The sequence below is a fragment of the Streptomyces winkii genome (assembly GCF_032248595.1).
GTDB classification, from domain to species: Bacteria; Actinomycetota; Actinomycetes; order Streptomycetales; family Streptomycetaceae; genus Streptomyces; species Streptomyces winkii.
Window position 1 is genome coordinate 174,059 of record NZ_JASTTH010000007.1, and the last position, 25,622, is coordinate 199,680.

Annotated in this window: 22 protein-coding genes and 1 tRNA gene; 9 read left to right on the top strand and 14 right to left on the bottom strand. The window is 66.2% G+C overall.

Annotation, left to right across the window (positions count from 1 at the left end):
• Positions 1-39: 39 nt before the first annotated feature.
• Together grpE and dnaK are read right to left on the bottom strand one after the other, a co-directional pair.
• Positions 40-756, bottom strand: a complete 717-nt coding sequence (gene grpE / locus QQM67_RS22210; RefSeq protein WP_314175781.1) for a nucleotide exchange factor GrpE — start codon at positions 754-756, stop codon at positions 40-42.
• Entirely contained in the window at positions 753-2,627 is a 1,875-nt protein-coding gene (dnaK, locus tag QQM67_RS22215; RefSeq protein ID WP_314175782.1) for a molecular chaperone DnaK, read from the bottom strand. Before dnaK ends, grpE begins: the two co-directional genes overlap by 4 nt.
• Positions 2,628-2,947: 320 nt before the next feature.
• Here dnaK and QQM67_RS22220 point away from each other — a divergent pair, with 320 nt between their 5' ends.
• The 3 genes from QQM67_RS22220 to QQM67_RS22230 all read left to right on the top strand — a co-directional run bounded on the left by QQM67_RS22220 (position 2,948) and on the right by QQM67_RS22230 (position 7,300).
• Positions 2,948-5,284 (top strand): (Fe-S)-binding protein, encoded by a 2,337-nt coding sequence (locus tag QQM67_RS22220; RefSeq protein ID WP_314175783.1) that lies wholly within the window; start codon positions 2,948-2,950, stop codon positions 5,282-5,284.
• Positions 5,285-5,767: 483 nt separating this feature from the next.
• The gene (locus tag QQM67_RS22225) at positions 5,768-6,175 is read left to right on the top strand and encodes an ATP-binding protein (RefSeq protein WP_314175784.1); all 408 of its coding nucleotides are present in this window, start codon (positions 5,768-5,770) and stop codon (positions 6,173-6,175) included.
• Between the two features lie 144 nt (positions 6,176-6,319).
• Entirely contained in the window at positions 6,320-7,300 is a 981-nt protein-coding gene (locus QQM67_RS22230; protein WP_314175785.1) for a Yip1 family protein, read from the top strand.
• A 97-nt stretch (positions 7,301-7,397) separates the two neighbouring features.
• On the opposite strand, the gene QQM67_RS22235 is transcribed toward QQM67_RS22230, so the two are convergent.
• Positions 7,398-7,634: a hypothetical protein gene (locus QQM67_RS22235; RefSeq protein WP_314175786.1), complete on the bottom strand. Its 237-nt coding sequence runs from the start codon at positions 7,632-7,634 to the stop codon at positions 7,398-7,400.
• A 320-nt stretch (positions 7,635-7,954) separates the two neighbouring features.
• On the opposite strand from QQM67_RS22235, the gene QQM67_RS22240 reads away from it, so the two are divergent.
• Positions 7,955-8,500, top strand: coding sequence for a GNAT family N-acetyltransferase (locus tag QQM67_RS22240; RefSeq protein WP_314175787.1), 546 nt, complete (start codon positions 7,955-7,957; stop codon positions 8,498-8,500).
• Between the two features lie 273 nt (positions 8,501-8,773).
• Positions 8,774-9,244: a DUF5994 family protein gene (locus QQM67_RS22245; RefSeq protein ID WP_314175788.1), complete on the top strand. Its 471-nt coding sequence runs from the start codon at positions 8,774-8,776 to the stop codon at positions 9,242-9,244.
• Between the two features lie 44 nt (positions 9,245-9,288).
• Here QQM67_RS22245 and QQM67_RS22250 read toward each other — a convergent pair whose 3' ends face one another.
• From QQM67_RS22250 to QQM67_RS30715, 3 genes are all read right to left on the bottom strand, one after another.
• Positions 9,289-9,753, bottom strand: a complete 465-nt coding sequence (locus QQM67_RS22250; protein ID WP_399067446.1) for a phosphoribosyltransferase family protein — start codon at positions 9,751-9,753, stop codon at positions 9,289-9,291.
• A 64-nt stretch (positions 9,754-9,817) separates the two neighbouring features.
• Complete coding sequence (gene dcd, locus QQM67_RS22255; protein WP_314175790.1) at positions 9,818-10,393, bottom strand: dCTP deaminase; 576 nt, start codon at positions 10,391-10,393, stop codon at positions 9,818-9,820.
• 146 nt (positions 10,394-10,539) lie between these two features.
• Positions 10,540-10,761, bottom strand: coding sequence for a hypothetical protein (locus QQM67_RS30715; protein WP_399067357.1), 222 nt, complete (start codon positions 10,759-10,761; stop codon positions 10,540-10,542).
• A 220-nt stretch (positions 10,762-10,981) separates the two neighbouring features.
• Between QQM67_RS30715 and QQM67_RS22260 the strand changes: the two genes are divergently transcribed.
• A tRNA-Gly gene (locus QQM67_RS22260) sits at positions 10,982-11,052 on the top strand.
• A gap of 239 nt (positions 11,053-11,291) precedes the next feature.
• On the opposite strand, the gene QQM67_RS22265 is transcribed toward QQM67_RS22260, so the two are convergent.
• Both QQM67_RS22265 and QQM67_RS22270 read right to left on the bottom strand, forming a co-directional pair.
• On the bottom strand, positions 11,292-15,284 hold the full coding sequence (locus QQM67_RS22265; protein WP_314175791.1) for a wHTH domain-containing protein: 3,993 nt from the start codon (positions 15,282-15,284) through the stop codon (positions 11,292-11,294).
• A complete protein-coding gene (locus QQM67_RS22270) occupies positions 15,244-15,576 on the bottom strand; it encodes a hypothetical protein (RefSeq protein ID WP_314175792.1) in 333 nt (110 codons plus the stop codon). The genes QQM67_RS22265 and QQM67_RS22270 overlap by 41 nt, the downstream gene beginning before the upstream one ends.
• Before the next feature lie 881 nt (positions 15,577-16,457).
• Between QQM67_RS22270 and QQM67_RS22275 the strand changes: the two genes are divergently transcribed.
• Positions 16,458-18,101, top strand: a complete 1,644-nt coding sequence (locus tag QQM67_RS22275; protein ID WP_314175793.1) for a sigma factor-like helix-turn-helix DNA-binding protein — start codon at positions 16,458-16,460, stop codon at positions 18,099-18,101.
• Positions 18,102-19,778: 1,677 nt separating this feature from the next.
• Here QQM67_RS22275 and QQM67_RS22280 read toward each other — a convergent pair.
• Complete coding sequence (locus QQM67_RS22280; RefSeq protein WP_314175794.1) at positions 19,779-20,567, bottom strand: class I SAM-dependent methyltransferase; 789 nt, start codon at positions 20,565-20,567, stop codon at positions 19,779-19,781.
• A 704-nt stretch (positions 20,568-21,271) separates the two neighbouring features.
• On the opposite strand from QQM67_RS22280, the gene dapA reads away from it, so the two are divergent.
• Positions 21,272-22,144: a 4-hydroxy-tetrahydrodipicolinate synthase gene (gene dapA, locus QQM67_RS22285; protein WP_314175795.1), complete on the top strand. Its 873-nt coding sequence runs from the start codon at positions 21,272-21,274 to the stop codon at positions 22,142-22,144.
• Between the two features lie 75 nt (positions 22,145-22,219).
• Here the strand turns inward: dapA and QQM67_RS22290 are convergent, their stop codons facing one another.
• Both QQM67_RS22290 and QQM67_RS22295 read right to left on the bottom strand, forming a co-directional pair.
• Positions 22,220-22,627: a GntR family transcriptional regulator gene (locus QQM67_RS22290; RefSeq protein WP_314175796.1), complete on the bottom strand. Its 408-nt coding sequence runs from the start codon at positions 22,625-22,627 to the stop codon at positions 22,220-22,222.
• A gap of 4 nt (positions 22,628-22,631) precedes the next feature.
• The gene (locus QQM67_RS22295) at positions 22,632-23,450 is read right to left on the bottom strand and encodes a hypothetical protein (RefSeq protein WP_314175797.1); all 819 of its coding nucleotides are present in this window, start codon (positions 23,448-23,450) and stop codon (positions 22,632-22,634) included.
• Positions 23,451-23,759: 309 nt separating this feature from the next.
• Here QQM67_RS22295 and QQM67_RS22300 point away from each other — a divergent pair, with 309 nt between their 5' ends.
• Positions 23,760-24,014: a hypothetical protein gene (locus tag QQM67_RS22300; RefSeq protein ID WP_314175798.1), complete on the top strand. Its 255-nt coding sequence runs from the start codon at positions 23,760-23,762 to the stop codon at positions 24,012-24,014.
• A gap of 47 nt (positions 24,015-24,061) precedes the next feature.
• On the opposite strand, the gene QQM67_RS22305 is transcribed toward QQM67_RS22300, so the two are convergent.
• The 3 genes from QQM67_RS22305 to QQM67_RS22315 are packed head-to-tail and all read right to left on the bottom strand — an operon-like array spanning position 24,062 to position 25,617.
• Positions 24,062-24,529, bottom strand: coding sequence for a hypothetical protein (locus tag QQM67_RS22305; protein ID WP_314175799.1), 468 nt, complete (start codon positions 24,527-24,529; stop codon positions 24,062-24,064).
• A gap of 17 nt (positions 24,530-24,546) precedes the next feature.
• Positions 24,547-25,251 carry a hypothetical protein gene (locus QQM67_RS22310; RefSeq protein ID WP_314175800.1) on the bottom strand — a complete coding sequence of 235 codons (705 nt, stop codon included), beginning with the start codon at positions 25,249-25,251 and terminating at the stop codon, positions 24,547-24,549.
• A gap of 57 nt (positions 25,252-25,308) precedes the next feature.
• Entirely contained in the window at positions 25,309-25,617 is a 309-nt protein-coding gene (locus QQM67_RS22315) for a hypothetical protein (RefSeq protein ID WP_314175801.1), read from the bottom strand.
• Between the last annotated feature and the right edge of the window lie 5 nt (positions 25,618-25,622).

The following is a 25,622-nucleotide window of genomic DNA, read 5'->3' on the forward strand; positions in this document are numbered from 1 at the left end:
TGCCCGCGTGTGCTGCCGTGATCAGGCTTGTCGCACTGGTCAGCCCTGCTCGGGGCCACCGTTCTCCTCTTCGTCGGCGGACTCCTCACCACTCGCGCCCTGGGCACCCGGCTGCGGCTCGGCGACCCCGACTCTCGCGGGGCGGATCGTCCGCTCGCCGATTCGGTACCCGGGCTGAAGGATCTGCACGCACGTCGTCTCCGTGACGTCGGGCGAGTACGAGTGCATCAGCGCCTCGTGCACAGTCGGGTCGAAGGGCTCGCCCTCCTTGCCGAACTGCATCAGACCCATCTTGGCCGCGACCATCTCCAGCGACTCGGCCACCGACTTGAAGCCGCCGACGAGTTCGCCGTGGTCACGGGCCCGGCCGATGTCGTCGAGCACCGGCAGCAGCTCCGTCAGGAGGTTCGCCACCGCGACCTCCTTCACGGCCGCACGGTCGCGCTCGACTCTGCGGCGGTAGTTCTGGAACTCCGCCTGGAGCCGTTGCAGATCCTGCGTCCGCTCGTGAAGCGCCGTCCGGGTCTGGTCGAGCTGAGCGGTGAGCGCCGCTTCCTGTGCGTTCTGACCTTGCGCCGCTTCCGGTCCGGGCTGGCCTTCCTGCTCGTTGTCGGTCACGTCCCCGGCCGGCTCCGCCGGACCCCCCGCCTCCTCGGCGGGGACGGGTCCGGCGGCCTGCGCCGCAGCGTCATCGGGCTGTACGGCGTCGGCGGGGACGTCGGGCTCCTGGTCGAAGCCCGGAGTCTCCTCCGTCACGCTGCACCATCCTTCGGCTTCTGCTCGTCGTCCACGATCTCCGCGTCGACGACGTCCTCGTCGCCGTCGGCCTTGGCCTCACCGGCGCCCGCGGCACCCTCGGCACCGCCCTGCGCGCCGGCCTCGCCCTGCGCGGCCTGCGCATCCGCGTACATGGCCTGACCGAGCTTCTGGCTGGTGGCCGCGACCTTCTCGCTGGCCTCGCGGATCGCCGCGGTGTCCTCGCCCTTGAGCTTCTCCTTCAGGTCCTCGACGGCGCTCTCGACCTCGGTCTTGATCTCGCCGGGGACCTTCTCCTCGTTGTCCTTGAGGAACTTCTCGGTCGTGTAGACGAGCTGCTCGGCCTGGTTGCGCGTCTCGGCGGACTCGCGGCGCTTGGCGTCCTCGTCCGCGTACTGCTCGGCGTCGCGCATCATGCGCTCGATGTCTTCCTTCGGGAGCGCCGAGCCGCCGGTGACGGTCATCCGCTGCTCCTTCCCGGTGCCGAGGTCCTTCGCGGAGACGTGCATGATGCCGTTCGCGTCGATGTCGAAGGTGACCTCGATCTGCGGCACGTTGCGCGGCGCCGGCGGCAGCCCCGTCAGCTCGAACATGCCGAGCTTCTTGTTGTACGCGGCGATCTCGCGCTCGCCCTGGAAGACCTGGATCTGCACGGACGGCTGGTTGTCCTCGGCCGTCGTGAAGGTCTCCGAACGCTTCGTCGGAATCGTGGTGTTCCGCTCGATCAGCTTGGTCATGATGCCGCCCTTGGTCTCGATGCCGAGGGACAGCGGGGTGACGTCCAGCAGCAGGACGTCCTTGACCTCGCCCTTGAGCACACCGGCCTGGAGGCTCGCGCCGATGGCGACGACCTCGTCCGGGTTGACGCCCTTGTTGGCGTCCTTGCCGGCGGTCAGATCGCGGACCAGCTCCGCGACGGCGGGCATACGCGTGGAACCGCCGACCAGCACCACGTGGTCGATCTCGGACAGCTGGATCCCGGCGTCCTTGATCACGTTGTGGAACGGGGTCTTGCAGCGCTCCAGCAGGTCCTCGGTCAGCTGCTGGAACTGGGAGCGCGTGAGCTTCTCGTCCAGGTGCAGCGGGCCCTCGGCCGAAGCCGTGATGTAGGGGAGGTTGATGTTCGTCTCGGTCGAGCTCGACAGCTCGATCTTCGCCTTCTCCGCGGCCTCGCGGAGACGCTGAAGCGCCATCTTGTCCTTGGACAGGTCGACGCCGTGCCCGGACTGGAACTGCTTGACCAGGTAGTCGACGATGCGCTGGTCCCAGTCGTCACCACCGAGGTGGTTGTCGCCGTTGGTGGCCTTCACCTCGACGACGCCGTCGCCGATCTCCAGCAGCGAGACGTCGAAGGTGCCGCCGCCGAGGTCGAAGACCAGGATCGTCTGGTCTTCCTTCTCCAGCCCGTAGGCGAGGGCGGCGGCCGTCGGCTCGTTGACGATGCGCAGCACGTTGAGGCCCGCGATCTCGCCGGCCTCCTTGGTGGCCTGCCGCTCGGCGTCGTTGAAGTACGCCGGGACGGTCACGACGGCGTCCTCGACCTTCTCGCCGAGGTAGGACTCCGCGTCGCGCTTCAGCTTCTGAAGGATGAAGGCGCTCATCTGCTGCGGGTTGAAGTCCTTGCCGTCCAGGTTGATCTTCCAGTCGGTGCCCATGTGGCGCTTGACCGACCGGACCGTCCTGTCGACGTTCGTGACAGCCTGCCGCTTGGCCACCTCGCCGACGAGCACCTCACCGTTCTTCGCGAACGCCACAACGGACGGCGTTGTCCTGGCGCCCTCGGCGTTGGTGATGACGGTGGACTCACCGCCTTCGAGAACACTGACGACGGAGTTCGTCGTGCCCAGGTCGATGCCGACCGCACGTGCCATTTCGGTTTCCTCCAGCTGATCTCTTGAGTGAAGCTGACTCAAGAGTGCCTGGCCGATTCGATCCCGTCAACTGACCTGAGTGGGGGCCGCTCAACTCTTATGCCCTCTTTATGCGCACCCGCCTCCGACCAGCGACGACGCGTACCTCGGTCCGCACCGGACGGGCGCTCGGAGCGCGCCGGGCGCCCCGCGACGCAGATCACCGCGCGCCCGGGTACCAGGGGATGCCGTGGAGTGGGTAGTCTCGTACGGATCAGATAAGTTACCGCTTAGTACGCCACCCGATCAGGTCTCGCCCGAAGGCCGCCCGAGGAGCCCTCATGCAACTCGCCGCGATCGTCGTTTCGCTGGTGCTGGCCGCGGTCGGCATCGCGCTGTTCGCGCGCGCCATCGCGCAGATCTACCGCTTCGTCAGGCTCGGACAGCCCGTGCCCGAGGGCACGCGCACGGACGACCCGGCAGCGCGCACGCTCACCGTCGCCCGCGAGTTCTTCGGCCACACCCGCATGAACCGATGGGGCGTCATCGGCTTCGCGCACTGGTTCGTCGCCATCGGCTTCTTCGCGCTCGTGCTGACCCTCGTACACGCGCTGGGGCAGCTCTTCCAGGCGGACTGGACGCTGCCGCTCATCGGCACGTGGGCGCCGTACGAGATCTTCACCGAGATCCTCGGGCTGATGACGACGCTCGGCATCGCCACGCTCATCGTGATCCGGCTGCTGAGCCTGCCCTCGCGCGCCGGGCGCAAGTCGCGCTTCGCCGGATCCAAGGCGGGCCAGGCGTACTTCGTCGAGTACGTCATCCTCACCATTGGCGTGGCCATCCTCGTACTGCGCGGGCTGGAGGGCGCGCTGCACGGCGTGGACGGCTACGAGGCCTCGTACCTGGTGTCGTATCCGCTGGTGGCCGCCTTCAAGGGGCTGAGCGTGACCGCGCTCCAGAACCTGACGTACCTGGTCGCGCTCATCAAGATCGGCACCTCGTTCGTGTGGATGATCGTCGTCGGGCTCAACACCAACATGGGCGTGGCCTGGCACCGCTTCCTCGCGTTCCCCAACATCTGGTTCAAGCGCGAGGCGGACGGCGGCACCGCGCTGGGCGAGCTCCAGCCGATGACGTCCGGCGGCAAGGCCATCGACTTCGAGACGGTCTTCGACGAAGAGGGCGGCGAGGAGACGCAGTTCGGCGCCTCGCAGGTCGAGCACTTCTCCTGGAAGGGCATCCTCGACTTCTCCACGTGCACGGAGTGCGGCCGCTGCCAGTCGCAGTGCCCGGCGTGGAACACCGGCAAGCCGCTCTCGCCGAAGCTGCTGATCATGTCGCTGCGCGACCACGCGCACGCCAAGGCCCCGTATCTGCTCGCCGGCGGCGGCAAGACGATGGAGGGCGAGGAGAAGGCCACCGAGGAGCAGCTGAAGGACGTGCCGAAGGCCGCCCTCGAGGAGGCCGAGCGGCCGCTGATCGGCACCGCGGAAGAGAACGGCGTCATCGACCCGGACGTGCTGTGGTCGTGCACGACGTGCGGCGCGTGCGTGGAGCAGTGCCCCGTCGACATCGAGCACGTCGACCACATCGTCGACATGCGCCGCTACCAGGTGATGATCGAGAGCGCGTTCCCGAGCGAGGCCGGGACGATGCTGAAGAACCTGGAGAAGAAGGGCAACCCCTGGGGCCTCGCGAAGAAGCAGCGTCTGGAGTGGACGAAGGAGCTCGCGGAGGCGACAGGCTTCGAGGTGCCCGTCGTCGGCAAGACCGTCGACGACCTCACCGAGGTCGACTACCTCTACTGGGTCGGCTGCGCGGGCGCCCTGGAGGACCGCGCGAAGAAGACCACCAAGGCCTTCGCGGAGCTGCTGCACATCGCGGGCGTCAACTTCGCGATCATGGGCGGCGACGAGAAGTGCACCGGCGACTCGCCCCGCCGCCTCGGCAACGAGTTCCTCTTCCAGCAGCTCGGCGAGGAGAACGTCGCCACGCTCAACGCGGCCTTCGGCGAGTCCGCTCCGGGGGAGGAAACAGACGAGGGCGTGACGGTCGAGAAGTCGAAGAAGAAGATCGTCGCGACCTGCCCGCACTGCTTCAACACCCTCGCCAACGAGTACCCGCAGCTGGGCGGCCACTACGAGGTCATCCACCACACCCAGCTGCTCCAGCACCTCGTCGACGAGGGCAAGCTGGTGCCGGTCACGCCCGTCGAGGGCCTGATCACGTACCACGACCCGTGCTACCTGGGCCGCCACAACAAGGTCTACACGCCCCCGCGCGAGATCATCGGCAAGGTGCCGGGCCTGCGGAACGAGGAGATGCACCGCCACAAGGAGCGCGGCTTCTGCTGCGGGGCCGGCGGCGCCCGCATGTGGATGGAGGAGCGCATCGGCAAGCGCATCAACAACGAGCGCGTGGACGAGGCGCTTTCGCTGAATCCGGACATCGTCTCGACGGCCTGCCCGTTCTGCCTCGTCATGCTGACCGACTCCGTCAACGGCAAGAAGGCGGCAGCCGACGGCGGCTCCGCCACGGGAAACCAGGCCAAGGAGGATCTGCGGGTCGTGGACGTCGCCCAACTGCTGCTGGACTCCGTACGTACGCCCGGTGACGACGGCCCGTCGGATGAGCCGGAGGCGGAGGAGACCACGGAGCCCGAACCGGCGAAGTAGCGGCGCCGCCCGGCGCTCGACGTCCCATACCGCGGGGTCGAATAGATGGATATGAGCGGAGCTTGTCACCCACAACGGCAGGCTCCGTTCGTTTGTGGCAAGCTCCGTTCGTATTCAGTCACTTAGCGTTCTTCACACGTCAATCCCCTTCGGGGGATACCCAACCGGCACCCTGCGCCTTAGCCTCGCTGACCAGCAGCAGAAATGCCGGTGACGAAGGACCGGAAGCGGAGGGAGGCGACCCCGGTTGCTGGACGGCGGTGACGTGGCGGTGGAGACCTGCCAGGCCCCCCGTGTCTCCGCGAGACGGGACGCGCCCGATGTCCCTGTCCGGCCGGGCCTCGCCCGCAACAGGCGCTTAGCCACCGGCACTCGGGGCAGATCGCCGGATACCGTGCGGGGCACAAGTGACCGGGCCCGTACGTCACACAGGCAGGGGGAGCGCCCGGTCCGTACGCCGACCACCGTCGAGGAGATGGGCGCATGCTGACCAACGAGCGCCTGTGCCGGCTTCACTTCACCTCTCGCGACCTCCCGCGCATCCGCATCGAGGTCGAGGAGTGCGCTGCCTCCGCCGGGCTCGCCGAGCCCCGCAGAGGCGAATTCGTAGTCGCCGTCGACGCCGTGGCGACGAACGCGGTCGAACACGCCGGGGGCACCGGCCGGTTGGTGATGCGTCACCTCGCCGGCGAGCTCGAGTGCCGCGTGGAGGACTCCGGCCCCGGCTTCTCCGAGGACGTCATCCCCGAACTGGCACCCGGCGTCGCCGGAGCCACAGCCGGCCGGGGCCTGTGGCTCGCGCGCCTCGTCACAGACAGGCTCAGCGTCGAACCGGCGGGCCCGGAGTCCGGCGCGGTGGTGACGCTGGCGGTGAAGCTGCCGGGCAACTGAGGGCGGACGGGGCCCGTGATCACGGACCTTCGATGACAGGCCCTTAGGGGAGCGCCTTACGGGTTGTACCGGATCTGCCACAATGCCGCTCCCATTCCCACAGGCCCGGCGTTACCGGCCCGCGGACAAGGTACGTTCGAGGACGTGGCTGGTTTCAGGATCGGACGCGGCCGGGGCTCGTCCCGGAACGCGCAACAGCAAGGGCAGTACCGCCGACCTCAGGGACCGGGGCAGGGAGCTCCGGGCCCCGGTCAGGGGGCGTACGGACAACGGCCGCCACAGCAGTGGCCGGGCAGCGGCGGCGGCCACGGCGAACCCGAGTACTTCGGCGGTCAGCGCGGCGCACAGCCGGGCTACGGGCAGGGCCCCGGTCCGGGTCAGGGCGGCCCGGGCGCGGGCGGTCCCCGGTTCGGCCCCGGCCCCTACGCCGCGGGTCCCGGCCAGGGGCCGGGCGGCGGCCCCGACCCCTATGCGAACTCCGCCGGCAACACGCGGTCCTTCACCGTCCCCGACCCGTACGGACCGGCGGGCGGCTACGGCCCCGACGACGGCTACGGCTACGGCCGACCGGCACCGCCCTCCGGCCCGCGGCTGCACTGGCGGGATCTGCTGAGCGGCATCCTGCTGCGGCCCAGCGCGACCTTCTGGCAGATGCGCGACCACAACGTGTGGGGCCCGGCGATCATCGTCACGTTCCTGTACGGGCTGCTCGCCATATTCGGCCTCGACCAGGGCCGCGAGGAGGTCATCCACGCGACGCTGTCCAGCGCGATCCCGTACGTACTGAGCACGGGCATCGCCGTGGTGCTCGCCGGTCTCATCCTCGGCTCGGTGACGCACACCCTCGCCCGCCAGTTCGGGGGCGACGGCGCGTGGGGTCCGACGGTCGGCCTGTCGATGCTGATCATGTCGCTGACGGACGCGCCCCGCCTCCTCGTCGCCCTCTTCCTGGGCGGCACGGCGCCGATCGTCCAGGTGCTGGGGTGGGCGACCTGGGTCGCCTCGGGCGCGCTGTTCACGATGATGGTCAGCCGTTCCCACGACATCCGGTGGCCGCGGGCGCTGGGCGCCTCTGCGGTGCAGCTCGTGGCGCTGCTGGTGCTGATCAAGCTGGGCACGCTCTGAGCGGACGTTCGTCGGGCCCGCCGCGACGTTGAGCCGGCGGGCCGTGTGGCTCTGGAAGACCCGGAGCCCGCGGAGCGCCTGGAGCCCGCGGAGCGGGCTAAGCCTCCCCTGACGGAGGCCCGCCGCCGCCCTCGTCCCGCCTCCGGGCCTCGTCCCGGCCCTTCTCCCCCTCCCGCTCGCTTCTGTGCGGGCGCGGCGGGTCTCCCGGGTGGAACCGCTCGTAGTGCGCGGCCGCGATCCGCTGCTCGTGGTGCGTGTTGATCAGGTGCAGCAGCAGCGCTGCCAGCGCGATCAGCACCAGGATCACGCCGACGGTGACGAGGATGTCCAGCATGGTCGCCCCTCTCCTGCGCGCATGGTGTGCGTGAGCGCGCACAACCGTACGTACGGGATGCGGGTGCCCATTTCTCCCGCGAAACACAGCTCCGGGTGCGCGCTCCTGCGCGCGACGCTCCCCGCGCACCCTGCCCGCCCCCGCAACTCCCCGATGGGAACGCCCACTTCGCAACGGGATCGATCAGGCCGTAATCCCCGGAAACGAAGTATTCTCAGTATTTTCAGCTTCACCTTGTGGGTGCCTGGTCACCGCCGGTCAGAATCGGTCAGTGCCGGTCGTACCGCAGGGGGCGGCCGGTGCGGGGAGGGGGCGGAGACATGACCGAGGTGTTCTTGCGGCGGCTCAGCCGGTGGCAGGCGGACCGGGAGCGGGAGGCGGTCGCCGACCTGTACGTCGAGGCGTACCGCGGCACCGCCGGCGAGCAGTTCCACGACCGGCAGGAGTATCTGCGCCGCCTCGGCGACCACGCCCAGCGCACCGGCTTCGAGATGGTGATCGCGACCGCGGCCGGCGCACTGGTCGGCAGCGTCTACGGCTACCGGCCGGAGCGTACGGACGAGTGGTGGCACGGTCTTCACGGTGAGGTGCCCGCGGAGATGGCCGAACTCACCACGTCCGGCCGCGCGTTCGTGATGACGGAGCTGATGGTGCTGCCGTCCTTCCGGCGGCGCGGCGTCGCCTCGCGCCTCCAGGACCACCTGCTCACGGCGTCCGGCATCCACCTCGCCGTCACGCTCATCGACCAGGAGGACGCCCCCGCCCGCGGCGCGCTCGCCTCGTGGGGCTGGGAGAGCCTCGGGAAGATCACACCCACCCCCGACCGTCCGCCTCTCGAAGCCTGGACCCGGCGTCTTCGCAGGTAGAAGGGCCGCCGACAAGGCACAAGGGCACGGGACTCGCCGGTAGTACTCTGGGAAAAAATGGGCGAAAACGCCCATTCCTGCGGCAGTCGGGCTCGAAGCGGTTTCGGGCTGTCCGCCGCGCCAGACTCACCGGGCGACAGAGGGGCGGACACCATGTCTGTCGGACCGAGCACCCCGGGTACGGCACCGGCCGTATCCGACGCGCCCGCTGCTCCCGACGCACCTCGCGTCCACATAGCGGGCAGCGCGGACACGGAACCGAACAGACCGATCGTGGATCTCTCGGCACTCAGCGCGCTCCATCTCCCCGTGGAACCGGGCCTGTTGGCACTCCGCCTGAAGTCCGAGCCCTCCGGGGAAGGGCTCTTCGACGGTGCCTGGTGGCCCCATTCCCGCGACGTACACGCGGAGTTGCCCGGACTCGTCGCCGTGCTGAGCGAGCATCTGGGGCCTATCGACGGCATCGGCCTGGACGCGGACGCCTGGGACGGGCTCGGCGAACCCCTCTTCGTCGAGGGGCGCCTCATGCACATCGACTGGTTCCCCCTCGGGGACGACACGATCCTCGTCTCCTGCGGGGGCCTCGGCGACCTCTCGCTGCTCGCCATACCCCCCGAGGCGAGCGTCGACGAGGCGCACGCCGCCATGACGATGGCCACGCACATCGGCAACACGGAGACGGGGCAGCAGATCCTGGTCGCGACCGGCATCGCGCGCCCGACATGGCACGGCACCCGGGAGTGAGACGTCCGTACGGGCGCGGCGCCGGGCGCCGGCAAGGTGGGGCGTCAGGCGTCGAGAGTCTGCCCGTCGCGCCGTACGACCGGAGGCTCCACGCTCCACGGGAAGTTGATCCACTGATCCGTACGCCGCCACACGTACTCGCATTTCATCTCGGAGTGCGACTTCTCGTAGATCACCGCGCTGCGCACCTCGGCGACGTGCTCCGCGCAGAACTCGTGCACCAGCCTCAACGTCCGCCCCGTGTCGGCGACATCGTCCGCGATGAGCACCCTCTTGCGGCTCAGGTCGACGACGTTGGGCACCGGCGGCAGCATGACGGGCATGTCGAGGGTCTGGCCGACGCCGGTGTAGAACTCGACGTTCGTCACGTGCAGGTTCTTCACGTCCAGCGCATAGCCGAGCCCGCCTGCGACGAAGAGGCCGCCGCGCGCGATGGAGAGGATGATGTCCGGGTCGTACCCGTCGTCGGCGACGGCCTGCGCCAACTCCCGTACCGCCTGCCCGAACATGGGATACGTCAGGTTCTCCCGCTCTGCGCCGCTCACGCCCGTGCCTCCCTCTTGATCGATCCGGTCAGACCTGCGTCCGGTGGAAGTTCATATACGAGCGCGACGGCGTCGGCCCCCGCTGCCCCTGATAGCGCGAGCCGTGCAGCGCCGAGCCGTACGGATGCTCCGACGGCGACGTCAGCCGGAACATGCACAGCTGCCCGATCTTCATCCCCGGCCAGAGCTTCATCGGCAGCGTCGCCACGTTCGACAGCTCCAGGGTCACGTGCCCGGAGAAGCCCGGATCGATGAAGCCCGCGGTCGAGTGCGTCAGCAGGCCGAGCCGCCCGAGCGAGCTCTTCCCCTCCAGGCGGGAGGCGATGTCGTCCGGCAGCGTGACCACTTCGTACGTCGACGCCAGCACGAACTCGCCGGGGTGGAGGATGAACGGATCGTCGCCCTGCGCCTCGATCAGCCTTGTCAGATCGGGCTGTTCGACGGCGGGGTCGATGTGCGGGTACCGGTGATTCTCGAACACCCGGAAATAGCGGTCCAGTCGGACGTCGATGCTGGAGGGCTGCACCATCGCGGGATCGTACGGATCGATCCGCACCCGGCCTGCGTCGATCTCCGCCCGGATGTCCTTGTCAGAGAGAAGCACGGCCAGAGACTACGCGCACGGCAAGGGGCCGGCCCAATCGAACCGGCCCCACATCCAGGCGAACGCCGAACTGCCCCACTTGTCCGGATACTTGCCGCATACTGTCCGCACCGAGATGCTCGCGCGCTGCTCGCGTACGGCCCTGCCTAGTGCTCGCGGCGTACGGGCCGGGGCACGACCGGAGCACCGGGCACCGGCCCGCGCTCCGTCGCCGGTGCCGCCACGGGCACCGCCTGCCGCAGCCGTGCACACCGCGGACACCGAAGCAGCCGCCCGGGACCGATGCGCCCGCTCCGCAGGTTCTGCATCGGGAACGTCGAGGTACTGAACACATGCCCTTCGGCACACTGAACGACGGTGGCCTCCATCGCTTCCTCTCCCCAAGTACGTGGTCGACGAAAGCCACATTAGGGGATCAAACCGACAGCCCTCCGAGGGCCTCCCCTCACCCCACGCTACGCCCCAACTCCCTTGCCCAGACGGCCCCCACCCCGTCCCGGAGCAGCAAAAAGACCCCTCAGCCTGTGCGGCGGGGGTCGGTGATGGGGTAGAGTGTCCGGCGTTGAGCCGGGGATCGAGCGGCTCCTCGCGGGTGTAGTTTAATGGTAGAACATGAGCTTCCCAAGCTCAGAGCGCGGGTTCGATTCCCGTCACCCGCTCCGATGAGAAAGCTCAGCTCAGGGACAGTTTCCCCGAGCTGAGCTTTCGTGTTATCTAGACCGATTCAGGCTCCTCGCACCACTTCCGCACCGCCTGGACGATCATCCGGCTCCCGGTGCTTCTCGTTCGCTCGCACCATCCGGCACCATCTGGTTGAGACCTGTAAGCGATCTCCGTCAAGTCACTGGTCGTCGGAATGCTTGTAGAGCAGTGCGACCCTCTCAGGCGCCAGACCGCATCAAGAGTGTGTGGCAGCGGGCCCTGAGTCGGGAATTTTCCCGGGCTCCAGGGGGACACGGAGAAGTGCGGTCCTGATCATTTGGGTCGGATCCTGCACCTTCAGACCTAGCTTGCGCAAACCATGGACAACATCTGTGATGCTCCGTCGTGTCCTCCGCGCAGCCCCGAGCAGGTGGTGCAGCGGGACGGAATCTTGCAGGTCCGAGAGCCCCAGCGTCCGCGAATCTTCATTGAAGATCAAATCAAGATCCCCCGCACTCGGCCTCACGTCTCCAACGATCGTGAATCCCAGACCCATCAGATAATCCACAATTTTCGCGGCCGGCAGACCTGTCTCACGGGCAGCCAAGAGTACGTGAGCAGCGGGGACGTTCTCTTCCACGTCGAGCCATGGACCAATGCCGTCCAGGTCTCTACCGAGCAGCACCAATTCCTTCTCCGCTCTCCCATGCAATGGAGGAATCACTGGCGGGAGAGCAAACCCGAACTCGCGGAGACGTTCAGCTAGTTCGGCCGGCGCGCGACCCAACTGCGTCGCCGCCTCCAGAATTTTGCCGGGCGGAACGGTTTTTGTTTGGGAAAGCCAAACGCCCTTCGGCCCTGTCCACTGCGTCAGCAGTGCCACATCGTCCCGATCCACGGTGCCCGCTCCATGTATGGAACGAGCAGCCAGCCCGAATGACTCCAACCTACTGTGGATCTCTGTGGTGGTGGTCGCCAGTGCTAAGGCGGCAGCAACAACATGGCCGGGCTCAACTGGGATCTCGGAGATCCATGGAGCCTGCCCTGACAGGCCCCGGCTCAGCAGGACTGCGTCCGAAGGACCGAGTCCGTTTGGTAGATGACCGGTTGCTGGTACTGAAAAGCCGTAGGCAGTGAGGCGCCGCTCTGCGTCGTCGAGGCTGATACCTCGCCTAAACCGGGCATCAAGCAGATGAGCTACCGGAACTGGCACATCGGTGGCAAGCCAGGAAGTTATCCCGTCCAGCTGCGTACTGAGAAGGGCTAGGTCCAGGGGATCTGGTTGCAAATCGTCCGAGTAACGCTCAATTGACACCTCCATACCAAGCTCCGCGGCCCGCATGGCCAAAGCTCGTGGTGTCATCCCGATGTTGGCGGCAGTCGACAGAACCCAGCCAGGCTTCAATCCCCATTCGCCATCGGGAATCCAATGGGACTCTTCGCCCCGCAAGACATAGGCATCCGTCGGACGAGCAAGGCGTACTTTTCCGACATCGACCAATTCAGGCACGAGCGTGCTCAACCGGTCAAGGTCGACAGGCCATCGACGAGCAAGTACTCGCCACAAGAAGATGTGGTCAGGCGGACGTCCTTCACTCCTCGTGATCTCTATTAGTACATGCTCGTCGTCAAAATTCTGGAAAACCGTCCAAACCTGCCGTCCCGCCAGTTCGACATCCGGAGGAAAACAGTCTTGACGTGCCGCACTATTAGTTGATTCTTCCCCGGGGATGGTCATCGGAAGTTCGGCATCGGCCGCTGCGGCAGAAATCATGTCCGCCAGCATGGGACTGTATAGGGCCACGGCACAAAGCCAACGGAAAGTCAGCAAATCTGACCCAGGGCGAACTAATGCCGTCATAGCAGCTTCGAGTAGTTCGGCCAGAGCTTGGCTAACGTCCTTAAGGATCTGGGTCCGGTCCACGGACAGCGTGACGTCCCAGCCGCCGTCCAGGTTGACCATTGCGCCCCCAAACGCCCGCGAGCCAGCCAACACTCCAATGCGCTGCTTATCCGAAGGCTGAGCGTGGAGACCATCCACCAGTACCCCGCCACCGTACTCACACCACATCACCTGTCCGGGGATGAGGGAACCTTGATACTCGACCTGCCCACGCCACCTGACAACAGTCCCGTAGGCGTCGATGCCCCCCGCCTCCCAGGAGGGCCTTGCTCTGGCAGTGAGGGTCTCAGGCTCCCAGACCTCCGTTGTGCCGTCTCCCCGTATTACTTGGGTTCGGAACTCCGTGTACCCGAGGAGAGAGTGGAGCGTTTCCGCCGCCGAGTGGTCCTGGGCGTCATCACGTAGATAGAGGGTCACAGTGGTCCCGGGCATACCGGTTTGCTGCTCTTCCACGACTTGGAAGAACTGACCGGGTCCGGTGATGTGGACGGTAAGGCGACGGCCCGGCGAACCGTCCTTGCGTAGGCGACAGGTGCTGACTTTGATCTCATCAGCGAGCATGAAATAGCTGAGTACGCCGATACCGAATCTGCTGTTCGGCTGAACTGACACCGGCTCGGGAAGTTCTGCCCACTCGGCCTTTTCGGCAAGGTAGGCTGCCGAATCCGCGAAACGCGCCCCCGCCTCAGCAAAGACGCCAGTTAGCTCCTCCTCGCCCATGCCCACGCCGTTGTCCCGGCAGCTCAGGAAGGCGCGGCCACAAGCGGTGAAGCCGTGCGTGAATTCAATCTCCCCTTTGTACCCGGTAGAGTCGGCGGACCGTCCCAGACGCTGTGCGTGCGCTTGTTCCCGGGCCCGGCGATATCGGCAGGCATCCAGCGCGTTCTGGTACAACTCGCGGATCGCCAGGGCCGGGTCACGATACAACCGCTCTCCCACCAGGAGTTCCTGCACAGCGCCTTCGTCGAAGCGGAAGGCGACGGCATCGCGAGGAGGGAGTTCGCGGCCTTCGCTGTCAACCTCCACCACTGTGTCACCACCGACAAACACCGGCAGCTCATGCAATTCCGCTGGCCATGAGCCATCATCACCGGCCCGATGTACGGCACGGAGAAGACCGTCCAGCCTTCGAGCATGCTCACGCAGGGCTGCTGCCACTGCATTGTGGTGGCAGTGGGCCCGTAGCTGCCGCTCCTTGCCATTGGCGCGCTGATCCCACTGCGCCGTAGACAAGGTGTGGTGCAGGTCATTCAGCTTCACCGCACCCGGATCGCAGAGGTGTTGAACGATGACAGGTGGGAGCACCGTCGCCTCGATGGCAAGGCCGTGTGCGACGGTGAAGACAACACCGACGAGCTGCTCCCGGACGCGCTGTTCCTTGGGCCCCTGGCCAACAGTGGTCCAGCGTTGCCGATGCAGGAACGGCTGTCCATCGATTCCGCACAGGGCATGTGGAGACACACTCGGTGCTGTAAGTAAGCGGGTCATGGTGGTGGAGTCCATGAAGTCCGCAAGCACCGTGCCGGGAATACCTGCGGCGGCCAGCAGGTCGTCTGCCCAGCCGTTTCGCGCCAGTGTCGGGTCGGTGGCAAGCCAGCGATGGTAGAGCCACCAGGCGATCTGATGCCGTCCGTCATCCTTGCCGTCGAGGGGGGATTGACTTGCCCGCCTAACCAGTCGGTCATGTGTACGCAGGAAGCGGTCATATCGAACGCGCTCCTCGCTCGCCATGCGATCATGCGGAGTCAGGTTCTCCGGATCAATATGGAGATGCCTTGCCGCTCGTTGCGTCGCCCGGGTGTGGTGGAGCAGTGGCAACAGGCTGAGCAACGTCGCTTCAGCCGGCGAGACAACCACGGGTGTCTCACTCCATACGTTGTTGAAGAGCCAGTCAACGCGGTAGGTGAATCTCTCAACGAGGCCCGGGTCGTGCCAGGGATCCCCGATCAGTCCGTCTCGCGCCTCGTCATAGAGACGGGCCAGGGTGAACGCGACAGTCATGGCGTGCTGCTTCAGCGCATCTGAATCGGATCCGGGTTCGAGATGACGCCAAGCAGCGCTGTGCTCAACCAAATTCACCCATGGGTCGGGTTCGTGCAGTGCCTCCGGATGGGCAGGCCCGGAGCGCGCAGCAATATCCGAAGCCTGGAAGTTGTACGTGGTGTAGTACCGGTCACCGATCTGCTGTTCGTTCGCCGAGCCTCCTTGCACGATTGCAGGTCCCGTGAACTCGTTGCGATTTATGCCGCTTGACCCGGCACGCTCCTCGGCCGGCTTCCTACCGCGCACGTTCGTAAGTCCTCGATCAAGGTTGGAAGTTGTTCTCCTGGCGGTTGTGATCACCACTCTGGATCACGGTAGGTCCATGGAAGGTGTTGCCCTGAACCCCGCTACCGCTCTGGTTTGGCGATACGTGCGTCGGCTGCGGCGACGATCTAGAGCTGTTCGAACCTCGCGCTGCGTAGACGCCATACACCGCGATTGCGAGGCCGAGCAGTCCAACGAACAGCCCAAGCACGCTCGACAAGCGTTCGGCACGTTCGAGCCCCACGATTACGAAGTATGTCCCCAGGACGGCCAGTCCGAGTCCGAACAGGCCAACGAACATCCACCACTTGGCACGCGAGGAGAGAGTCATTACATCATGATGATCCGATGACGCATCCCCCACAAGGCACGCATGGCAAGTCTGAGTGCATGCAAGCGTCGTCCTCCGTGCGGAAGGATTGATCAGGCTCTTGTTGCCGATCCTTTATCTGGTTGTGACAAGGTCAGCTAGCCAGGGTGACCTCGCCCAACAAGGGGAACTGAGGACTCCGAAGCAACAGCGAAAGCAAGTTACCACCACGTTTTCACCACCGGCTCACACTTGCTTCCCGCTTTGTCACCTCACAACCGCTGGCAGGAAGTGCCGTCATGCCAGATGCGTGCCAGAACGAGCGGAGAGTCGCGGTCAACAGCGGCAGCACTGGGACTTGAGTCAGTACGCTCCTGCAGCCATCCGCCTAGATGAAGGCCCCGACTCGGCCCAACCGCTTCGTGATTCCCAAGCTCAGAGCGCGGGTTCGATTCCCGTCACCCGCTCCAGCACGAAGCCCCAGACCAGAGACGGTGTCTCCAACCTCGGGTTTCGTGCTGTCAAGACCGATTCAGGCATCTCGTATCACCTCCGCACCACTAGATGGATCTTGAGAGGCTTCTCTGTGCTTCTCTCGCTCGGCTAGCACCAGCCGGTCAAGCCCCGCCGCGACCTCCTGTTGCCGGCTCATCGTCGGACTGCTGGTAGATGGGGCTGCTCTCTCCGAGAACTGCCCTGCCCGGACCATCGTGTCCTTGAGCGTGGCTCCTGAGCGCCTCGAGAGAGTGTCCGGTGTGGCAGTCATGGGCAGAGCACGCCCGTTGCGTCCCTGCGCGGTCCTTCTGGTCAGGCACACGGCGAAGCTGACAGGATCTCGATTGGCTGGCTCGAGGAGAGGAGGCGTAGTGGCTCGCGGGGGGAACGCTGAACGTGATGTCGCGATGGCACAGATGTATACCGAGGGCGCGACACTGGCGGAGATCGGTAGCAAATACGGGATCTCAAGGGAGCGTGTCCGCCAGGTGCTCCAGAGTAAGGGCAGCGTCACAGCAGAAGAGTCCAGGCAGGCCCGGCGAAGAGCCCGTGAGGCTGATCTCAACGAGAAGGTCGGCGAGTTCCTTAGCCAGCATCGGAGCACCATCGAGGGGCTCGCGGCAGCAGGCACACCACGCTCCGAAGTTGAGGAGCGCTTCCGCCTTGTGCACCCCGAGGTACCGGCTGCCATCGTCAAGCAGAGCATCATGGCGTCTAGCGTGCTCTTCGACGTGGACTACCAAGAGTTCAACTTCCCTGTGTCCGCCGTGGAAAGTGCACTCTGGTACGCCCTCGCCCGCGAACTGGACCTTAAAGCGGACCGTGCAACTGCCATCGAGGACTTAGACCTGGCCGAGGCACGCGAAGTCAGCGATGCCCTGAGCAGTGAGCAGTTGGCCCCCGAGACTGTCGCCACGGTGCTATGCCTGGTCAGCGCGGCGAGAGAGTATGCGAGGAAGACGCCTGTTGGCCTGTCGGCGCAACGTTACAACCGGCAGCGCGTGGACATACTCCGGGAGCTGGGGCTCGAATCCAAGCAGGGGGCGACACCCTGGCCTCCCACTAGCCAGACTGTGATGAAACGTCTCGGGGCGGGGTCCTGGGCCGACGCCCAGTTGAGTGTAGGGCTCAGCCCAGATAGGCGAGGGCGCCCACGGGGCTTGCTCGTCTTCCGGGAAGAGGACTACGAACTCTCTGTCAAGAAGTTCATGGAGTACGCCGCCGAGACGGGCCAATCCGCGACATTTGCTGTGTATGGGGCTTGGGTTGAGGCGGAGGAGCGCGCCGGGCGACGGTGGCCATCCGCCCCTTCAATCCGCTTTCACTACCGGAACTGGATGGCTGCCAAGCGCGCAGCTTCGGCCTCGACCGGAGCAGCAGCGCAGCGTTCGCTGAGGGGTAGCGTCGCACCGGTGGGCACCCTCGCCTTGCATCACTTTCAAAAGGAGATCACGGCCTTCCTGACCAAGCTGGAAGGGCTACACGGGACCGAGACGTCCGAGGCGATAAGGAACTTCATCAAGCCTCTGATGACGGAGTTTGAGTTCCGCCGCAGAAGCTGGATCCGAGCCTCGGTGCTAAGAGATCCCACCGCCATCTGCCGACGCCTTGACGATCCCACCCTGAAGGCCAAGCACCGTGTCGCCCTCACCCAGGATCCTCCCGACATCGACTCCGTGCTCACCGACATGTACCTCGACCGGCTTGGCAACGGGGATCCACGAGTCACGGACGGCTGGTTGCGACCGGACGCCCAGGCGGAGCTAGATTCCATCTCGGATGAGACCGTGCTGCAGTACAGCGCTCTACGAGAAATCCGAAACTACCTCACCCACATCTCCCAGGAGTCGACCGAGCGTCTGGGCTCAGCGCTGCGCAGGCTCTCGGAGGTTGACCCCCGGTTCGAACTCAACCAACCGCTCACTGCTCGGGTGCTGCTGAGCTGGCTAAGTTCCACGAGAGCCCGTCGACTTCAGCTTTTGCTGACCTGCGTGCCGTCCATTTGGCGCGCGATGGTGGTGGGAGAGGCGCTGACAGATGAGTCACAGTGATCAGTGGTTGATCACTGGTCGGGGCTGCCCCGATGAACAGCACTACCGCGCCAAGGTCAATGTCGTTCTCGCCCCGCAGCGCTTCAGCTGGCTTCGTCGGTGGGCGAGACGGCGGCGTTTCTGCAGAGCAGTTATGTACTTCAACCTGCCTTCCTTGGCTAGCCGTTGAGGCGGATACACAGATCTCCGGCAGGCGACTCGGCGACACTTGCAGACGGGCCTCTCGGCATCCCCTCACCCTGATGCTGGCCCTTGTCGGCCTGCCTCAACCTCAACGTCGTGCGGCACCACCGCACCAGATGCGCACAAGAAGGAGCGGTAAACCACGGTCAACACGAGTCATAGGAGGAGCCGTTCGGCGACTGGACAAGACCTCTCCATCCAGGTCAGAGGCCAACTGATCCAATCTGCACAGTGATTCCCAAGCTCAGAGCGCGGGTTCGATTCCCGTCACCGCCTCCACAACGAAGTCGTGGGCCTGGAGTCCAGGTGCTCAACGGCGTGGACTGTATCCGGCTCCTAACGTCAGTCGAAAAGCGGCTATCGATAGCCCATGGACAATGATTCTCCAATCGCAGGGGACCTGCTAACCCGGAGAACTACGTCGACCACTGAACCAAGGGCTATTCCCGAGTCACCCTAGTCCACTCGATGAGCTGCTTGATCAGATCGATCACCCGCTTCTGCCGACGTTCCGGAAGGAAGATCCACATAAACCAGCAGGGCGCCATGAGAAGGACCACGATAATGAGTGGGAGAATACTCACGAGTCCACGAATGTTCTTGGGATTAACGATTTCGAGCAGCACTTGCCACACAACGGAGCCTCTCGCGAGGATTGCAATGCGCGTGAAGCATCAGGTCTTCACGTTCACTGCAAGATTCGGGATAGAACACGCGCTGTTCAACAGCGCCAAGCTCCCCTATCTGTTCATGGTTATCTCTTGAACAGAAGCAGCATGCGCTATGCAGGGAGCCGCAGTTACGGCAACTCAGATCTGCGGCTGCGGTATTCGCCCGAAGTGATACACGATTTGCCTTCCACTGATGCGTGGGCGAGGCCCGAAGGTCGAACGTGAGTATCACCTACGCAAGGGTGAACTGGCAAATACAGTGGTGAGCACCGCTGATGCAACCGGAATGAGGCCATGCCCCCTCGAAAGGGTTACAGATTACGCCTCATTCAGCTACTCTCCGTGACCTACGCTCCGCAATCAATTCTGAAGGAAGCGGCGGGTCGACTCATCGTGCCCTTCCGCCCGGGCGAAGACGAGCCAGATGCGTGCCAGATCAGACGGACAACCAGGGTCAACACAGGTCAGTGCGCGACGAGTGAGGCATCGTTGGGGGAGAGCATTGGACGAGGTCAGCACGTCAACTTGCCCCAACAGCGCGGTGATTCTCAAGCTCAGAGCGCGGGTTCGATTCCCGTCACCCGCTCCACGACGAAGGCCCAGGTCGCAGACCTGGGCCTTGTTTGTTGGGCACAATTGCGCTTCCGATACCTCCGAACACGCCCCCTCACGGCTTCTGTCACCGCAGCCACTTTCTAAGGCTCTCTTTCAACTGGGCCGTTCTCGTGTGCTTTGGGCAGTCGCGCCCCTCCATCGCCAAGGAGGAAGCGGGGCGTCCAAGGCACAGTGAAGCGTTCCTACGGGACGCCGCGCTTCTGGAGTATCAGGCCGGCTTGCGACCCCATGCGGTGATCATCGGTGCGAGCATGAGGTTCAGGTCGCCGTGCGCGAGGTTCGCGAGATGCGTCTCGATCTCCTCGGGTGTCGCCAGTTCCGCGGCCAGGAGCTGGTCGCGGACGTGCCGGACCGTGGCCGCCTCCAGGACCGCGCACGCGCGTGACGCGATGGGGAAGTAGGCCTCGGCGCCGACGTCCGTCAGGTCTGACTCACGCAGTAGCCGGGGCAGCGTGCGACCGTATGCGAGGTCCGCCCCGCGCTCGGCCATCAGCGTCCGGATCCGGGATCGTAGCCGGTTCGCCAGCGCTTCGTCGGGGCCGCGCTCGTCGGGGCAGGCGAGTGGCTGCAGGGCTGGGTCCCCGTCCTCGATCACCAGCCATCCGCCCGGCCGGAGCGCATCGAACATGACGCGCATCGCGGCCGCGCGATCTTTCAGGTGGACCAGGACCAGCCGGGCGTGGATCAGGTCGAACGTCTCCGCCGGCGGTGGGTCGCTGATCACGTCGTGCCGGCGTACCTCGAGCACGCCGCCGGCCTCAGCTTCGGCCCACGACACGTCGATGTCCGTGGCCAGCACCCGGCCGCTGGTCCCCACGCGCTCCGCCAGGCCGCGCGGCACCGAGACGCCGCCTGCGCCGACCTCCCAGCACCGCCATCCTTCACCGAGCCCGAGGTCGTCGAGGTGACGAAAGGTCCACGGGTCGAACAGCTCGGCGAGCGCCGCGAACCGCTCGCCGGCCTCCGGGCGACCGTTGTCGAGCAGATAGCGGTTCATGGCGTCAGTATGGCCCGGTCAACGTCGTGCAGGTACCGGCCGTTGACGAACGTCACGGTTGGCTGGCGTGCAGGTCTCACCACAACTCCCCCACGGAGCCGAGGCGACCTCTGCTCTTCACCGACGACAGGCATGCCAGATCCCTTGGCTTTCGTCCCCCGTCCTCTGTGCCCCGCTGGGGCGATCGATTCGGAGAGAGACTGATCAGCAAGATCGTGTACGGCGGCCTGGCGGTCCTTGCGTACTGGGGAAACTTTCTCTGCATGTACTCAGAAGTGCGAGAGCGAGCCGTCGGCCTAGTGTGGGCCGCACGTGCCGCTGGGCTGGGGGATCGCGCAGCGGCATCCAGGCAGAGCCGCACAGTCAGGGACCCGAAACCGCGGCGATGCAAGCCGTGAGGCGTCAAGGGACTTCCGGGGGGAGTGTGAAGCGCCTGTCGCGCCCTCGCGGTGGATGGTGCCGCCGGCCGGTGTGCGACGAGTCCACCAGCCGACGTTGTTGCGCCAATCAGCCGGCCAGCGGTTCCATCACCCATCGCACCGATATGCCGCTTGTACTTGCACACCACGCACGGCTCCAAGGTCTCGCCCCAGGCGATGACCGGGGATGGTCCTTCCGGCTGGCTTGTTCGGATGGGCCGTCAAGTCGGTTGCCCCATATGTGCCGGTGGGAGAGGCTGTGCCGGACAACGGAGTGTGCGAGGGGTGGTCAATGTGACGGAAATGAGTCGTTCGCCGCTGGGGTCTGTGCTGACGGCGATCGTCACCCCCTTCGACGGCGATCTCAAGGTCGACGAGCAGGGTTTCGTATCGCTGCTGCGTCATGTGCTCGCGCACGGGTCCGACGGTGTCGTGGTGGCCGCGACAACGGGAGAGCCGTCCACTCTCACCAACACCGAACATCTCCGGCTGATCGAACTCGCCTGTGCCGAGCGGCCGGCCGGTACGAGCGTGATCGCCTCCACCGGTTCGAACGACACGGCTCAGGCCTGCGCGATGACCGAGCGGGCCGTTGAACTGGGCGCTGACGCGGTGCTGTCGGTGGCGCCGTATTACAACCGGCCGAACCGCCGTGGCTTGGTGCGGCACTACACGGAGATCGCCAAGGCCGCCGGGAAGCCCGTCGTGCTGTACAACATCCCGACGCGCGCCGGGATCGACATGCCGAACGATCTGCTCGCCGAGTTGGCCCAGATCGAGCACATCGACTACGTCAAGCAGGCAAACAACGCCAACCTCGCCCCGGTGGACGGGCTCGGCCTGTATGCGGGCAACGACGACGTCTTCGCCCGCACCCTGGACCTGGACGGCTGCGGGGGAATCCTCGTCGCCAGCCACGTCGCCGGACACTTGATGCGGCGCATGGTCGACGAACCCCAACGGCGCGCGGAGATCGACGCCTTGTTGCGGCCGCTCTACAAGGCGCTCGGCGTGACGACCAATCCGATTCCGGTGAAGGCAGCGCTCAACCTGCTGGGCCACCGGGTGGGCGGCCTTCGCCTGCCGCTGGTCGAAGCCGACGAGGAAGAAACGGAAGTCGTCCGTACGGCACTTGTCGCGTGCGGCCTGCTCGCTTGAGCCGCCGGGCGGAGCGAGTCGGTTAGCCATCAGCCGACGCCGCCCAAGCGGCCGTCAGGCACTGGGCCTTGAGGGTCAGTCGGTTTCCACGCGCTCATCGGCCAGGGATGACGAGGGCGGTGCTGCGATGCCGTTGGTCAGGGCCGCTTTGACGATGCGGATGGCCTCGTCGGTGTCGATGCCGACGCCGGCGACGACGGCGGCGTACTCGGCGGCGGCGCGGCGGGCCCGTTCGCGTCCCTGCTCGCCGGCTGCGGAGACGTACGAGCCGGCCGGTCCGCGGGTCTCGATGAGCCCCGCTTCCTCCAGCTCCCGGTAGGCCCGGCCGACGGTGTTGACGGCCAGGCCGAGGTCTGCGGCCAGGCGGCGGATGGTCGGCAGCTTGGTGCCCACGGCCAGTGTGTTGTCCTGGATCTGCCGGGCGAGTTGGGCGCGGAGCTGCTCGAACGGCGGGACGGGCGAGGCCGAGTCGATGACGATCATCGGCTCACCGGGGTGCCAGTGGCGTGCCGCGCCGCCGTGCCGCCAGCCCGGTCCGCACAGTGATCAGGGCGAGCGAGACGGCGCTCAGGGCGACGAAGACACACCAGGCGGCGACCCACCAGCCAGGCACGGTATCGAGCACGGAGGCGACCGGCAGGCACCACACCACAGTTGGCGTGGTGACCTCGCGGGCGTCCTCGACCCGCATGATGCCGTCGGCGGTCAGCGAGACCTCGTCGTCGGCCACGACCGGGTGCGTCAGAACATGGCGCAGCTGGACAGCCGTACCGACCGCGGCCCCGCACAGCCCGATGAGCAGGACGAGTGCCGCGTACTGCGCGGTGGAGTCCCGCACGGTCAGGGCACCGATGCCCAGCGCGGTCCCACCCGCGAATGTGGCAGCCGCGAAGGCGGCATGCGGCAGGCCGAGCACGGTGCGCCAGCCGGGCCGGACCGGGTGTGCCGCGCGTCGCGGCAACGTCGCGCCGGCCCGCCGGTCGACCCGGCGCACCCGCCAGTCCAGCAGCGACTGGGCCAGCACCAAGCCCCCCACCACCGCGGTCAGGACAAGCAGCGACCAGTGCCGGTACGACCCGGACCCGTCGACCGCGGGACCGGGACCGGGAGGCCTGGCGAAGGTGTAGATAAGGGCGACCGCGATGATGAAGGCGGCCAGCAGGACGCTCGAGGCCAGACGGGCACGTTGCCGGGCCGCAAGACGCGTGGCCAGCAACGGCGTCGGCCGGACATCGGCCAGGCCATGCCCGGCCAACCACACGCCGGCCCGCTCAACTTCCGCCTGACGCACCGGCTTGCCGGTCATCCGGAACCTTCCTTCACCACGTCGGCTCCACTCCTACGCCCTACGTCGCAGGCCTTGTCTCAACATGCTGCGTCAAGGCTTGCGACAAGTCAACGGGGCGCAAACCGGCTGTCTCAGGGGCGAGTTGATCGCCGAGACTCAAGGCATGGACGCAGGAATCGCGGCGCTGCTCGGTACCGCCGTAGGCTCCACCGCAACTCTGGGCGCGGGTTCGGTTCCCGTCACTCGCTCCACGACGAAGCCCGGGTCTGCGACCCGGGCCCTTGTTTGTCGCGTCGCCGGGATCGAGCAGGATCTAGGCTCCTCCCCATGACTGATGGGGATATGCGCAACGGGCGCTGTGGGGTGTGCGGCGGTGGCGAGGTGTACCAGGGCGAGTACGCGGCGCAGGCCGGGCTTCGGCGGGTGGGAGCGGGCAAGTTCGGGCAGAGGCAGCCGGTGTTCGACGCGTACATCTGCGGGGACTGCGGGAACACCCAGCTGCACGTGCGGCTCGACGCGAAGATGTCGTCGTACATCCGGGACAAACTCGACCGGATACCGCCGCAGAAGAGGATGGGATAGCGGGGACGACCGACCGGATCGGGCAACCGCCGCGTGGGGCCGGCGAGTTATCGGGTCGTGTCGGTACCGGCCTGGTCGGATTCGGCGCGCGGCCGCCTCCGCTGGGCCGACCGGAACAGCCGGCGGCAGACGAACAGCGCGACGAGCAGCGGGAATTCGATCCCCAGCAACGGAAGCGCCCAGAGCCCCGCGTGCCGGATCAGGAGGGCACCGCACGCCGCCACCAGCACCGCGCACACCAGTGCCAGGACCAGGAAGCCGGCGCCCGCGAGCCCCGGCCGGCGCGTCGCCCGCCGGCCCGAGAAGGCGAGGGCGGCCCCGCAGAAGGACAGCACCGCCAGGAGCGGCGAGGCGTACGTCATCACCCTGAGCAGCTCGGCCGTCGAGCCGGCCGTCGGGCCCGTCGTGAGCGCCAGGGCAGTGAACCCGGCGTGCGCCACGGTGCAGACGAGCCCGAAGATGCCGAGCAACGTGAGGACTCGCCTGACCGTGGCCTCGGGAACACTGGTTGTCATCTAGACGCCGTCCCGGATCAACCGAGCGCGAAGCTCGGCCACTTGTCGCTGTAGCTGTTGAGGTTCCGCAGCGCCGAGGCCGAGTCGTCGGCGGAGAACTTCAGCGCCACCGTGGCGCCCCCGGCGGCGAGCAGGAAGCCGACGACCGCGGAGATCTGCGCCAGCAGTCCTGCCGGGATGCCGATGATGGTGCCTTCCGCGCCGATCCCGGCGATGAACGCCAGGGTGGCCACGACCAACGCGCTCACGATCGCGATCCAGAAGATCCAGATGCCGGTCTTCATGGTGTTGAGGGCGGACGCGACAGCGGACGCATATTGCTGCCCGATCGCGTTGAGCGCGCTCTTCTGGCCGTCGATCTTGGACTTGTAGGCACTGGCCGCGGTTCCCGTCCAGTTGTCGTCCACCATCAGGTCGTCCGAATCGACCTCGTTCGCCCGCCTGTGGGCGGGGCCGCCCAGGTCGGTGTTCCATCTCTCCCCGGTGTCCTTGAGGAGGAAGGGGTCGCCGACGTACGCGAGTTTGTCGGTGAACCAGTCCCAGAACTCGCCCATCTTGTCGCAGAACTTGCTCCAGAGGTCCTCGACCTTCGAGATGACCCAGTGCAGGTACGAAGGGACGTGGGACAGCAGGCCGTTGATCTTGGACTGGATCTGCTTCACCAGGTCACGGATGCGGTCGAGCTTGTCGACGATCTTCTGAATCAGTTCGTTGATGTCCATCGTGCTGTCTCCGTCTCCCGTAACAGTGCTGGTCGTTCGGGCCCTGGCTCGTAGGGCTCAGTGCCATTCCCACGCCGACTTGAGGCGATCCTTCGCCGCGTCGTCGGAGCCTTGGTATGTGTTGTGCACCTTGCGGAGCGCGTCCGCGGCCCCGGACGTCTCGCGCTCGCCGTCGCGGAGGTAGTCCTCCATGAACGAGCGCACCTCCTCGTACTGCTTGTGGACTTCGCCGCCCATGAAGGAGAAGTCCTGGGCGCGCAGGGTCATGTCCGCGCAGTCGGCCCGGGCGGTCTGAAGCATCGCGGCCGTGTCGTCCCAGCGCTTGGCGTCCTTGGTCAAGGCGTCCATTGACGCTTTGAAGGTCATCGGTG

Excerpts from the sequence above, each read along its gene's own strand:
- dnaK (WP_314175782.1), bottom strand. The coding sequence starts at position 2,627 with ATGGCACGTGCGGTCGGCATCGACCTGGGCACGACGAACTCCGTCGTC.
- QQM67_RS22220 (WP_314175783.1), top strand. The coding sequence starts at position 2,948 with ATGCAACTCGCCGCGATCGTCGTTTCGCTGGTGCTGGCCGCGGTCGGC.
- QQM67_RS22225 (WP_314175784.1), top strand. The coding sequence starts at position 5,768 with ATGCTGACCAACGAGCGCCTGTGCCGGCTTCACTTCACCTCTCGCGAC.
- QQM67_RS22235 (WP_314175786.1), bottom strand. The coding sequence starts at position 7,634 with ATGCTGGACATCCTCGTCACCGTCGGCGTGATCCTGGTGCTGATCGCG.
- QQM67_RS22240 (WP_314175787.1), top strand. The coding sequence starts at position 7,955 with ATGACCGAGGTGTTCTTGCGGCGGCTCAGCCGGTGGCAGGCGGACCGG.
- QQM67_RS22250 (WP_399067446.1), bottom strand. The coding sequence starts at position 9,753 with ATGTTCGGGCAGGCGGTACGGGAGTTGGCGCAGGCCGTCGCCGACGAC.
- QQM67_RS30715 (WP_399067357.1), bottom strand. The coding sequence starts at position 10,761 with ATGGAGGCCACCGTCGTTCAGTGTGCCGAAGGGCATGTGTTCAGTACC.
- QQM67_RS22270 (WP_314175792.1), bottom strand. The coding sequence starts at position 15,576 with ATGACTCTCTCCTCGCGTGCCAAGTGGTGGATGTTCGTTGGCCTGTTC.
- QQM67_RS22275 (WP_314175793.1), top strand. The coding sequence starts at position 16,458 with ATGGCACAGATGTATACCGAGGGCGCGACACTGGCGGAGATCGGTAGC.
- QQM67_RS22280 (WP_314175794.1), bottom strand. The coding sequence starts at position 20,567 with ATGAACCGCTATCTGCTCGACAACGGTCGCCCGGAGGCCGGCGAGCGG.
- QQM67_RS22290 (WP_314175796.1), bottom strand. The coding sequence starts at position 22,627 with ATGATCGTCATCGACTCGGCCTCGCCCGTCCCGCCGTTCGAGCAGCTC.
- QQM67_RS22295 (WP_314175797.1), bottom strand. The coding sequence starts at position 23,450 with ATGACCGGCAAGCCGGTGCGTCAGGCGGAAGTTGAGCGGGCCGGCGTG.
- QQM67_RS22300 (WP_314175798.1), top strand. The coding sequence starts at position 23,760 with ATGACTGATGGGGATATGCGCAACGGGCGCTGTGGGGTGTGCGGCGGT.
- QQM67_RS22305 (WP_314175799.1), bottom strand. The coding sequence starts at position 24,529 with ATGACAACCAGTGTTCCCGAGGCCACGGTCAGGCGAGTCCTCACGTTG.
- QQM67_RS22310 (WP_314175800.1), bottom strand. The coding sequence starts at position 25,251 with ATGGACATCAACGAACTGATTCAGAAGATCGTCGACAAGCTCGACCGC.
- QQM67_RS22315 (WP_314175801.1), bottom strand. The coding sequence starts at position 25,617 with ATGACCTTCAAAGCGTCAATGGACGCCTTGACCAAGGACGCCAAGCGC.